This window comes from Kurthia sp. YJT4, from assembly GCF_030219945.1.
Taxonomy (GTDB): domain Bacteria; phylum Bacillota; class Bacilli; order Bacillales_A; family Planococcaceae; genus Kurthia; species Kurthia gibsonii.
The window spans coordinates 478241-491141 of sequence record NZ_CP126689.1; the positions used below are offsets into that span (position 1 = coordinate 478241).

Consider the following 12901-nt stretch of genomic DNA (forward strand, 5'->3'; position numbering starts at 1 on the left):
TTAAAGATATTAATATTCAGATAATATAAGTTTTATAGGGTGGTTTTCATGTTTTTTTGAGAATTTATGCTTTTTTTTATTATATGTATATAGAAATAGACAAAATACTACTGACGTATATTACACTATGTAATATATGTCGAAGAAAAACAGCCTAATACGAAAAAAGAGAAACCGCTTTTTAGCGATTCCTCAGCTTTTATTATAAGCGACCATAACCTGCAAAATGTTCTTTCCAATAACTTTGATAAATACTAGAAATTTCTACGCCGTTATCACCAGAATGAATGAATTGACCGTTACTCATATAGATGCCTAAATGCGTAATACCTGCTGCGTACGTATTTTTAAAGTACACGATATCTCCAACCTTTGGAGAACTTACTTTAGTGGACATATTATAATATCCTGCTGCACTGGTACGTACAATTTGTTTACCAGATTGGTTGAATGTGTAATAAATAAAACCAGAACAGTCGAAGCCTCTTGGAGTTGTTCCACCCCAAGCATATGGTGTTCCAATAAAACTTTTAGCAATGTTGATGAGGCCATTTTTGTTCGTTGGGTTGCTAACTGGTTTTGTATTACTATTCGAACCAGACCCCGTACTTGGTTTTGTTACAGTTACTTTGCCTTTGACTTTAAGTTTTTGTCCAACATAAATGATATTAGTTTTCAGATTATTCAGTTGACGGATATTTTCAACTGTTGTGTTATATTGTGCTGCAATCTTCGCAAGATAATCTCCATTTTTCACAATATATACAGATGTATTTGTAGAAGATGAAGGTTTCGAGTTCGATACAGGCTTTTTATTAGGTGTTGTAGTTGATGGTTTTGAAATAGTTGTTACTTTGCCTTTGACTTTAAGTTTTTGTCCAACGTAGATGATATTAGTCTTTAGATTATTCAGTTGACGAATTGAATCGACTGTTGTGTTATATTTCATGGCAATGGCGTATAAGTAATCTCCATTTTTCACAGTATAGACGCTACTAGAAGTACTTGATGTATTCAATTTTTTATTCGTAGTTGAACTTGATTTTTTTGGCGTTGTTACTTTTGATGAAGATGAAACTTTTAATTTTTGATTAACAAAGATTAAGTCAGACTTTAGATTATTTAGCTGTTTTAACTTTGCTACCGTTGTATTATGCTTCATTGCAATGACATATAAACTGTCTCCACTTTTAACTGTATAAGTTTTTGAACTGGCTTCTGCATCAGTGTGACCTGCGACCATAACGGCAGCTCCTACCGCTACAGTTGCATAGAGTGACTTTTTCATTCTAATTTCACGCTCCTTCGAATCAATACCATCTTTAGTCAATTACCTTTTAATAAAATTAACTAAACAAGTTTTTTATGTAATAAAGTATTAAAACATTCAAATGTTTGGTTCAATAGCCTTATATTTGTATTTATTCTAACATAGTCTAAAAGTATTGAGAATGCTATTTTTTTTAGGATAAATGAATTTTTCAAAAATATTTTAACTCAAATCAAGTTTGATAGTATGCATATTTGATAGTGAAGATGAAAATTAATAATTATAATAAAAATATATCAAGAATGAGGTCTTTTGAACCTACTTTTGAAATATTTGTCACGTACAGTATTTCACATAAAAGTCACATAAAATGGATGGGGAAATACTAGATGACTGTAGAGTTTCTTCTATATTAAATGTTATTAAGGTTATAAAGAGTAGGGCGAATTCAATGATTGATTTGGACACGCGCTTTGGTGGTTGGACCACTCGAAGTTCGATTCGGGACATTCACCCTTCTAAACGGGACATTCGAGAGCGAAAGTGGGTCACTCGCTCAAACGACTTTAATTGCTCCCTCTTCGTACTTTCTTCAAGGCTTTTGAGTAATCTAAAAGGACTTGAGTTGCCTATACATGTGTGAATTCGACCATTCGGTTGGCAAAACGGGACATTCGCTGAAGTGTTTGGGCCACTCAAAGTTCGATTCGGGACATTCACCCGTCTAAACGGGTCATTCGAGAGCGAAAGTGGGTCACTCGCCTAGACACTCGCTTCATTCACTCAAAATCATTCCACATAAAAATACCCTCTCAGAAATTTTCCGAGAGGGTATTTTCTTATTTATACAAGTGCGTGTTGCGCTACACCTTTCTTTTGTAGTTCATCAATTGAGTACACGCGTCCAAGTTCATCTTTATAAACGATATGTTCTTTTGAGAATTTAGTTGGTGAGTCAATACCTGCAGCAGCAGCAACACGGTATAAACCTTCACGTAAGTTTAGAATGTAGTTCGATACGCGATATTTTTTCTCGTCTACAATTAAACCATTTTGTAGTTTCGGATTTGTTGTTGCTACACCAGCTGGACACTCATTTGTATGACATTTTTGAGCCATGATACAACCTACTGAAATCATAAAGCCACGCGCAATGTTAATTAAATCAGCACCTAATGCTAGAATAATAGCTGCTTTATCAGCTGTAATGACTTTACCTGATGCGATAATTTTAACGCGATCGCGGACGCCATAACGTACAAGTGCATCTTGTAATAATGGTAAAGCTGTATGAAGTGGTAAACCAACGCTATCAGCTAGTTCTTGATATGTTGCACCTGTACCACCTTCACCACCATCAATTGTGATGAAGTCAGGACTTTGACCAGATTCAGCCATATAACGTGCTAACGAATCGGCATCTTCAGGACTACCTAGAACAATTTTAATACCAACTGGAAGACCACCAGCTTCACGAATATCATCAACAAAGTTGAATAGTGTAGGGAAGTCATCAAATTGACGGAAACGGTTTGGTGAGTTGATTGTTTTACCAACTTCTACACCACGAATTTCAGCAATCTCAGGTGTTACTTTTTCACCTTCAACGTGACCACCACGTGTTTTTGCGCCTTGTGCTAATTTTAATTCAAATGCTTTTACTTGTGGAATTGCAGCTTTTTCTTTCACTTTTTCAATGTTAAATTCGCCTTCAGGAGTACGGAAACCGAATAAACCTGAACCAATTTGAACGATTAAATCTGCGCCACCTTTTAAATGGTGGGGTGATACGCCACCTTCGCCTGTGTTCATCCAAGAACCAGGAACTTGACCGATACCAGTTGATAATGCGGTGATCGCATTTCGACCTAATGCACCGTAACTCATTGCTGATTGGCCGAACATTCCTTTTACATGGAATGGTTCGCGGCAGTTTGGACCTAACACAACTGCGTTTTCATCTGTTAATAACCAAGGTTTCGCATCTACAGGAACAGTATGTTCTTTACGAGAGAATAACTCGTCATGATCGATTACATATTTTTGCGTTTTAACAGGATTACTTTGATCTGCTTGCATCTCTTCAACTTGTTTTGTAAATGTGGCGTTACGAATATAAAAACCTGCTTCTTCAAAGTTACGTTTTGAACCGAAGCCAATTACACTACCTAAGTATTTCCCAGGTAATACGATGTGTAAGAATTCTTCACGAGAAAATGGTTTCCCTTTATTGTCATCATCGAAAAGGTACTGACGAAGCTCAGGTCCGATTTTTTCAGTTAAGTAACGTACACGTCCTAATACAGGGAAGTTACGTAAGATAGAGTGTTGTTTTTGTTTGCGGTCTAATAAATAGAAAGCGATTGCAAAAATGATTGGAATAAAAATTACCAAGCCAATAATAACTAATAATACAGTTGTCAACAGATTTTGCGAATCCATTGTGTCACGTCCTTTTCATGTTTTGATTATGTCTATTTTGTGAATGTATATCAATAATGGATTAAATATATCACAATTCGAGATAGATACAACCCCTTTTTCATAAAAACTATATAAAAAGAAAAGTCAGTTTATTTAAGTCTTTAATGTTTAAAGAAAAAGAGCGGAAAGTAGATTTCACGCTCTTTTCATTTATAGATTATTTTTTCTTCATTATAAGAGAAATAATATAACCGATAATGGCACCAATTAATGCTGGAATGAACCAACCAAGACCATATTCAGCTAGTGGAATTGCATTTACAAAGTCAGTGTATGCTTTAAATGTAATACCAGCAGCGCCTAAACCATCATATATACTGATGAAAGCAGTGAAGATCATCGCTGTAATATAGACAGGGCGTGCATCATTAAACCATTTTGAAGCAAGAACTAATAGCATTAAAACGATTGCTAATGGGTAAATCGCGAATAGAACGGGCAATGAAATTTTGATTAGTGATGCTAATCCAAAGTTTGCAATACCTGTACTGAAAACAGCAAATATAATCACCCATGTATTATAGCTAAATTGTGGGAAGATTTTATAGAAAAACTCAGATGAAGCTGTCATCAAGCCAATTGAAGTTGTTAAACAAGCTAAAATGATAACGATTGTTAATAGTACATTCCCGAATGAACCATATAATTCATAAGCCGACTTTGTAATAATCTCTGTACCTGAACCGATGAAACCGATTGTTTGAACAGAAGAAGAACCGATGAAACCAAGTGATACATATACAAGTGCTAAACCAATTGCCGCAACAAAAGCAGCGAAGATTGTGATTTTTACAACAGCAGGACGATGTGTAATATTCTTACCCTTTAATGCTTGAACAATAACAATACCGAAAATTAAAGCGGCTAAAAAGTCCATTGTTAAGTAACCTTGTTTAAAGCCTTCACCGAAAGGACTTGATACATAACCTTCAACAGCTTTACCAGGACCAGCCATTGGTGTAACGATTGCTTTAATAGCTAATGTCGCAATAACGATTAATAAAGCAGGTGTTAATACACGTCCAACCGAGTCAATTAATTTACTTGGCTTCAATGCAAAGAACATTGTAACAGTAAAGAAAACAATTGTGAAAATTAGTAATGGCCAATAAGCATTTGCTGTTGCTTCTGATAAATATGGTTTTACACCTAATTCGTAAGAAACTGTACCTGTACGCGGCATCGCGAAGAATGGGCCAATTGCTAAATAGACAATCGCTGTAAAGATGATACCGAATTTTGGACTGATACGGCTTGCCATATCTTGCAGCTCACCGCCTGATTTTGCAACCGTGATTACACCAAGTAATGGAAGACCTACACCTGTTACTAGAAAGGCAATCATCGCGATGACAAAGTGGTCACCCGATTTTTGACCTAATTCTGGTGGGAAGATGATATTACCCGCACCTAAGAATAGTGCGAATAACATGAAACCTACTGAGATTTTTCCCCATAGGGACAATGTTTGATTTTGCATATACAGAACTCCTTTTCCGAAAAAAACTTAAATAATTTATAATTACGAAATATTTGTTTTTATCTGAAAATTCAAATTACAGATGGAAAACTAACTTCAATATACTAACATGAAAATGACCTAAAAGAAATGAAAATTTTATCTTACAAACATATTTTATGTTTTAAAGAAGTAATTGTGTATGTTAAATAGAAAAAAGAAGCATTTTAAAGGCTTGTAACGTTGATGTAAAAGGTATGTTAAGGTCTTGTAATTCTCCACTTAATTCCAAATACCTATGGTAATGTAGTGAATATGGAGGTGTGCGAGATGCACGTGTGGAAAAAACTACCCATTTATAAAAAATATTTATTTGCAGTAAGTGTAACAATTCTTTTATTCGCGATTATGACGATTCTGTTAGTTGGTCAAATTATCGAAAATCGAAAATGGTCCAATGAGTTAAATGAATTATCAACAGAAGTGAATCATTTAGAAAGTCTCTCAAAAGGATATGCGACATTGTACATCGCCATCAATCATTATGTGGGTGATCCGTTACCAGGTTTTGAAGAAGATTATCAGAAAGCAAAAGAAAAAGTGCAGCAAAAAATCAAAAATGTACAGTCCATAAGACAAGAGGAGATGCAATCGGTGTTACAGACAATGGATGATTTATACGAAAATCGTTTAAAAAAATCCGTTGAGAAAAAAGATAACATTGCAAAAAGAAGACAATTAAATTCAGTGTATTATACATATAATCAGTTTGATGAAAAAATTATGAAGGAAACAGAAGCTTTATCGAAAGAACGTGTTTACATTGTAAAGCAAATGCAAACTTCCCAACAAAGTACGCTTGTATTATTAATCGGATCCTTTCTGATTGCAATTTGCGTATCATTCCTTCTTTTATTTATAACAAACCGACAAATTAAATTGCAATTAAAAAGTTTGTCAAATTCTGCTAAAAATGTAGCAGAAGGTAATTTACGTATTGCAGATGTACCTGTTGAAACACAGGATGAACTAGGTGATGTAACAGCGGCTATGAATCATATGAAAGAACAATTGAAGGATACACTTCGAATGATTCAATTCGGTGCTGTAGAAATTTCGCAACATACAAGAGAGTTAAAAGACACAACGCGAGCGTCTTATGATGGTTCTGAAAAGATGGAACTTCGTTTAAGTGAGGTACTTGCGGAATCGCAAGAACAGCAAGCGACTTCGGAGGCAATTATTCATTTTGTTACGCATTTTTCAGAGAGTTTAGAAGATATGATTGGACGTTTAGATGAATTGACGACAAGTGCGGTTACAACTGTGAAACATGCAAAAGTAAGTAATGATTCGATGCAACATTCTGTTCAGACGATGTTAAAGTTACAACATTTAGTCGGTGAGGCAGATGAAGAACGTCGCGTGTTAGAAGATAGAATGACAGATATCGTGCGTGTATCAAATAGTGTAAAAGAGATCTCACGTCAAACACATCTACTGGCATTAAATGCAGAGATTGAAGCAGCACGTGCTGGTGAAAGTGGGAAAGGTTTTGCTGTAGTGGCAACTGAAGTACGCAATTTAGCAGAGCAAGTGAATGTAGCAGCGCAACATATTCAAAATGTATCACAAGAAATTCATGCGCAAGGTGCACGCATGGCAGAAACATTCGAAAAAAGTTTAGAGTGTTCGCATGATACATTAGAAGCTGTAGAAAAAACATCTAATAATATGAAACAAATTATGGAAGGACTTGAGACATCACAATATCATTTCACTGCAATAGAAGAAAATGTTCAAACAATTGAGAGAGAAAAAGAACAGGCAGTCGAATTAATTGAGCAATTAGGTGATACGTTAAAACGTAGTACGCATCAAATTGAAGAAACAAATCAGCTCGTACAAGAGAATAAGCAACAACATTCAACCGTTCTATATGAAGTGGGACAAGTTTATGAAAAGGTACAGGAGATGCAAAAATCAACTGAACGTTTTTCAATATAAGGTTTCATTTTTAAAAAAAGTAGGTATTGAAAGGAAATAAGGGAATTTATGAGTGCTTCTAAGTAGTTTTTAGGCTTTATATAAAATGATGCGAAGAAGCACTTCTTTTATTGCAACCTCTTCAAAAATGTAAGCGTCTTATTAAATAGGACATACTATAGTTAGAAATAAATAGTAGACACTATTCTCTTTTTAAAATTTCATGCTATAATACAGTGTATTTAGAATTACATTAAAATGAACTGTTGGTATAGAACAGTTTTTCATTATATAAGGAGGAAGAGTATGAGCTACCTCGCGTTGATTGCAGCTTTTGTTGCATCTGTATTACTAACTCCACTCGTTAAAAAGCTTGCATATCGCGTTGGTGCCGTCGATCGACCAAACTATCGTAAAGTGCATGCTAAAATTATGCCACGATTGGGTGGTCTTGCAATATTCCTCGCGTTTTTAATAGGTGTATTAATTTATCGACCTGAAAATGATGCGATGATTGCAATCTTAATTGCAAGTTTCATTATCATTTTAACGGGTGTTTTAGATGATATGCTCGAGATTTCAGCGAAGTCAAAATTCTTAGGTCAGACGATTGCAGCAGCAATTGTCATTTTCTTTGGAGATATTCAACTCGCATCAATTAACTTGCCATTCGGTGGCGAATTAGATTTTGGTTATTTAAGTATTCCGTTAACATTAATTTGGATTGTTGGGATTACGAATGCGATTAACTTAATTGATGGGCTAGATGGTCTAGCAGCTGGTGTGTCAACGATTGCATTATTAACACTCGCTGCCATGGCATTCATAATGAATGATGTATTCGTTCTTATGATGGCGCTAATTTTAGCAGCTAGTTCATTCGGATTCTTATTTTATAATTTCCATCCAGCGAAGATTTTCATGGGGGACACAGGTGCATTATTCCTTGGTTTTATCATTTCTGTATTAGCCTTACTTGGATTTAAAAATGTTACATTCGTTTCATTAATTATTCCTATTATTATGTTAGGCGTACCGATTTCTGATACATTCTTTGCTATTGTGCGTCGTTTATTAAATAAACAACCGCCTTTCCAACCGGATAAATCACATTTACATCATCGATTATTAAGCATTGGTTTTACACATCGTCAAACGGTCTTAATTATCTATGGAATTGCTGCGATGTTCGGTTTAGCTGCAATCATCTTCTCAATGGCTAAATTATGGGGAGCCATTTTACTCGGTATTATTTTATTACTTGTAATTGAATTATTTGTAGAAGTAATTGGACTGGCAGGAGCGAAATATCGCCCGCTACTCAATCTCGTTAAAAAAAAATAAAAAAATGAGTAAACAAAGGTTTTCAGCAGAATAATTCTGTTGAAAGCCTTTTTTGGTGGCTTAAATTGACTCGACTAGTGTGAAAACGAGCATTCGTGTGGCGAAACGGGTCACTGGTAGAGGGAGTTGGGTCACTCGTCATTTGATTCGGGACATTCGAGGGAGAAAACGGATCACTCGCTATTGGATTCGGGACACTCGAGGGCGAAAACGGGACACTCGCCCGACCTTTAAAACCCATAAAAAAGCGTGTGTACAAAATGTACACACGCCAATCATTTCATTTAGTTGTTATCACTATAAGAGTTTGAGCTATAGTCTTGTCCACCATTACTATTCCCACTATAGTTTGAATAACTACCATCTGATGGATTTTCACTCTGTTCTTTCGTTCCGGCTACGCCGTTATCCGTAGTGGTAGATTCATCATCAGTCGCATTCGTTGTTGTTGAATTGCTTGCATTCCCACCTTTATTACTATGAGAATCTAAACTTTGATCAGGTGTTAAACCAAGTTGTTTTTGAAGTTGTTGACGTACATTTAATACGCTTTCGTCATTCAATTTAAAATAGTAAACACCAGTTGACATATCATTTGTTCCTTCTAATTTAAGTGATGTAATTTTAGGCATCCCATCTTTTAAATAAGAGAAGAATGACTTCATCTCATCGAATTTCATATTCGTTGTCATATTGTCACCAATTGCTGTTAGTAAAGCATCATATTTTGTGAAAGATGAAACAGAAGTTGCTTTTTTCGCAATTGCTTCTAAAATCATTTGTTGACGTTCACCACGCTTAAAATCATCGTCATAGTGACGTGTACGTGCTAAAGCAAGTGCTTCACGACCATTTAATGTTTGAACACCTGGTTGTAAATGAACTGTACGTTTATCATTTTCATCTAACTCGTCTAATTTGTAAGGTACATCGACTTCAATACCATCTAGTGCATCAACGATTTGAATAAATGCATCAAAATTCAATTCAAAATAATAATCGACAGGAATATTTAATAAATTCTCGACAGAATCAATCGTTGAAAGGATACCTGTTGAATCTGTATGCGCATGTGTAATTTTATCTTGGTATTTAAACGCAGGAATATACACATAAGAATCACGAGGAATGCTCAATAGTTTTACGCTATGATCCTTATTGTTGAGTGTAGCGAGCATCAATGAGTCTGAGCGTGAATGGGTATTTCCTTGCCCACGTTTTTCACTATCATCTACACCTGCAAATAGAATTGAAATATTATCTTCAAGCGGTTTTACTTGTTCTGTTCGTAATTCAGATTTCACGCGACCGTTATTATCATAAGCTTTATCTGCCGCTTTTTTACCTACATAATATAAATAGGCAAGGTAAGAGCCTGCAACGAGTAAGGCAATCAATAAAATAATTAAGGTTACTTTTAAAATACCGCCACTCTTTTTTTGTTTCTTTTTGACGTGACTTTTGTAAACCTGTCTTTTTCTTGGCATAAAAGTTCTCCTTTAAAAATAGTCTTCATCGTACTCATGTCTTCTAGGTTGTAAGACGCTATTGTTTTTTAAATGGTTGCTTGCCAAATAAAATCAGACAATGATTTTTATTATACTATGTTTTTGCTGAAAATTAAAATTCTAAAAAGCGCTCTTCTATAACGGAGATAGTACATTGTCCACTTGTTAAATTTGTCATCCATTCTCTAAATGTATCTTCTTGAAAACGATCAACGAATACAAAGAAATCGACGCCTTCCATATAGACAATATCATCTAATATATAATCAGATTGTCTAATTTCATTTTCGATTTTACCTAGTAATGTGTAATCAACTGATACCTTCATTTTTTTGTGTAATTTTCGTTCGACAATTTGAGCTGCTTCTAATCCTTGTGAAGTCGCTTTACCATATGCACGAACTAATCCACCAGCACCTAATTTTATACCACCATAGTATCTAGTCACTACAACAACACAATCTTTTAATCCTTGTTTTTTTAAAACATCGAGCATTGGAACACCGGCTGTACCACTCGGCTCACCATCATCGTTTGCTTTTTGAATTTGATCATGTTCACCAATTAAGTAAGCAGAACAGTTGTGTGTAGCACTACTATGCTCTTTTTTTATGTGTTGAATGAACGATAAAGCTTCTTCTTCTGTCTCAACTCTGGTACAATGTGCTATAAATCTTGACTTCGAAATGATAAGTTCTTTAGTCCCTAAAGACTTAAGTGTTCTATAATTTTCTCGCATTTTGTTTCCTCCTTGTTAAAAAAATAGTAGACCCCTTTAAAATTTCACTGATTTGAAAAATATTTTATATATAGTTTTGACACAAAAATGTTATAATTGAATAGACAGTGCGAATTATTATAAATATAATTAACTAATTCAACCTAAAGACTAAGAATTGTAATGTAGCATGATTTATAAGGAGTATGGATATGGCACAAGACAAATTCGATATAAAGTCACTTGATTTAGTATTTAATCGAATGGTAAAAACGATTGATGAATCAAAACACGATATTTTCACAATTAGCGAACAAAGCCGTCGCTCATTTGAAGAAATGAAACTCGAGCTAGATGATATTCGTCATAAAATAAAGAATATCATAGAAGAGAACGATTTATTAGAAGAAAGATCAAAACATGCGCGTCAATATTTAGCAGAAGTATCAAGAAACTTTAATTCCTATACGGAAGAACAAGTACGAGTTGCATATGAGGAAGCTAACAAGATTCAAATTCGTCATTCAGTGGTACAAGCTGAAGAAAAGACGTTACGTGAACGTCGAGATGACTTGGAACGACGTATGCGTAGTCTTCTTGACACAATTGAAAAAGCAGATCATCTAGTAAATCAAGTGAATGTTGTGTTAAATTACTTAACGTATGATTTAAAACACGTAGGTCCGGCTTTGGAAAATGCTAAGTTGAAAGAAAGCTTTTCCATTAAGATTATTGAAGCAACAGAAGAAGAACGTAAGCGAATTTCACGTGAAATTCATGATGGTCCCGCTCAAATGCTTGCAAATGTACTTTTACGAACAGATTTGATCAACCGTACATATGATGAAAAAGGTGTAGAAAAAGCGCTAGAAGAGATTCTCTCGTTAAAAGGAATGGTTCGCGATGCATTACACGAAGTAAGACGAATTATTTACGACTTACGCCCAATGGCATTAGATGATTTAGGCATCGTGCCAACACTAAAAAAATATTTGCACTCAGTAGAAGAATATAATCCAAGCACTAAAGTTCATTTTTCTTCAATTGGTGAGGCGATTCGTTTAAAAACCAATTATGAAGTGGCTGTATTCCGTCTTGTACAAGAATGTGTAAATAATGCAATGAAGCATGGTCAGGCTACAGAAATTTTAGTTACGTTTATTTGGAAAAAAGATCATGTTGTCATGTCAATTAAAGATAATGGCACAGGATTCAATCCAGAAGAAAGTAAAGAAGGTTCATTTGGAATTATCGGTATGCGTGAGCGTGTAGAGTTATTAAGTGGTAAAATGGAATTAAACTCCGCACCACAACAAGGAACCGTTGTATTAGTAACGATTCCACTTGACAAAAAGAAGTAAATATAAATATATGATTTCGTTTCTATAGGAGGAACAGTAACATGACAAAAATAGTTATTATAGACGATCACCAACTATTCCGTGAGGGAGTAAAAAGAATACTTGATTTCGAAAGTACTTTTGATGTGATTGCAGAAGGTGACGATGGTGTCGATGCACTTCGTTTATACGAAGAATATTCACCAGATGTCATTCTAATGGATATTAACATGCCTCAAATGAACGGTATTGAAGCAACAGAGCAACTAATTGCGAAATATCCAGAAGCAAAAGTAATTATGCTGTCTATTCATGATGATGAATCATACGTATCACACGCATTAAAATCAGGTGCATTGGGTTATATGTTAAAAGAAATGGATGCCGATGAGATTGTTGGTGCGATTAAAATCGTAGCTAAGGGTGGTTCATATCTACATCCAAAAGTAACACGTAACTTAGTAGCAGAATACCGTCGTTTAAGTGAACGTGAAAATAAAGGTAACTTCCATCAAACAGAAATTCGTCGTCCATTCCACTTACTAACAAAACGTGAGTGTGAAGTACTACAATTATTAACAGATGGTCAAAGTAACCGTGCAATCGGAGAATCATTATACATCTCTGAAAAAACAGTTAAAAACCACGTATCAAGTATCTTACAAAAAATGAACGTAAATGACCGTACACAAGCTGTTGTAACAGCAATCAAAAATGGTTGGGTAGAAGTGCGTTAATTATTAGATGAAAACTCGAAGCAGTGATTTGCTGTTTCGAGTTTTTTTATTTGCA

Annotated in this window: 9 protein-coding genes; 4 read left to right on the forward strand and 5 right to left on the reverse strand. The window is 34.9% G+C overall.

The features are described 5' to 3' along the window. Positions 1–202 precede the first annotated feature (202 nt). The 3 genes from QN089_RS02300 to brnQ form a co-directional block, all read right to left on the reverse strand. A complete protein-coding gene (locus tag QN089_RS02300; protein WP_285215873.1) occupies positions 203–1288 on the reverse strand; it encodes a C40 family peptidase in 1086 nt (361 codons plus the stop codon). Between the two features lie 825 nt (positions 1289–2113). After that, entirely contained in the window at positions 2114–3712 is a 1599-nt protein-coding gene (locus QN089_RS02305; RefSeq protein ID WP_285215874.1) for an FMN-binding glutamate synthase family protein, read from the reverse strand. Positions 3713–3911: 199 nt separating this feature from the next. Beyond that, complete coding sequence (gene brnQ / locus QN089_RS02310; RefSeq protein ID WP_087682305.1) at positions 3912–5234, reverse strand: branched-chain amino acid transport system II carrier protein; 1323 nt, start codon at positions 5232–5234, stop codon at positions 3912–3914. 309 nt (positions 5235–5543) lie between these two features. Here brnQ and QN089_RS02315 point away from each other — a divergent pair, with 309 nt between their 5' ends. Both QN089_RS02315 and QN089_RS02320 read left to right on the forward strand, forming a co-directional pair. Continuing rightward, positions 5544–7220, forward strand: a complete 1677-nt coding sequence (locus QN089_RS02315; protein WP_285215875.1) for a methyl-accepting chemotaxis protein — start codon at positions 5544–5546, stop codon at positions 7218–7220. A 285-nt stretch (positions 7221–7505) separates the two neighbouring features. Continuing rightward, positions 7506–8543 (forward strand): glycosyltransferase family 4 protein, encoded by a 1038-nt coding sequence (locus QN089_RS02320; RefSeq protein WP_285215876.1) that lies wholly within the window; start codon positions 7506–7508, stop codon positions 8541–8543. A gap of 284 nt (positions 8544–8827) precedes the next feature. On the opposite strand, the gene QN089_RS02325 is transcribed toward QN089_RS02320, so the two are convergent. Together QN089_RS02325 and QN089_RS02330 are read right to left on the reverse strand one after the other, a co-directional pair. Beyond that, a complete protein-coding gene (locus QN089_RS02325; RefSeq protein WP_082701474.1) occupies positions 8828–10030 on the reverse strand; it encodes an LCP family protein in 1203 nt (400 codons plus the stop codon). A gap of 133 nt (positions 10031–10163) precedes the next feature. Beyond that, positions 10164–10790 (reverse strand): YigZ family protein, encoded by a 627-nt coding sequence (locus QN089_RS02330; RefSeq protein ID WP_068455624.1) that lies wholly within the window; start codon positions 10788–10790, stop codon positions 10164–10166. Between the two features lie 191 nt (positions 10791–10981). Here QN089_RS02330 and QN089_RS02335 point away from each other — a divergent pair, with 191 nt between their 5' ends. Together QN089_RS02335 and QN089_RS02340 are read left to right on the forward strand one after the other, a co-directional pair. After that, positions 10982–12130, forward strand: a complete 1149-nt coding sequence (locus QN089_RS02335) for a sensor histidine kinase (RefSeq protein ID WP_285215877.1) — start codon at positions 10982–10984, stop codon at positions 12128–12130. A 41-nt stretch (positions 12131–12171) separates the two neighbouring features. Then, positions 12172–12846, forward strand: coding sequence for a response regulator (locus tag QN089_RS02340; protein ID WP_068455618.1), 675 nt, complete (start codon positions 12172–12174; stop codon positions 12844–12846). Positions 12847–12901: the final 55 nt, after the last annotated feature.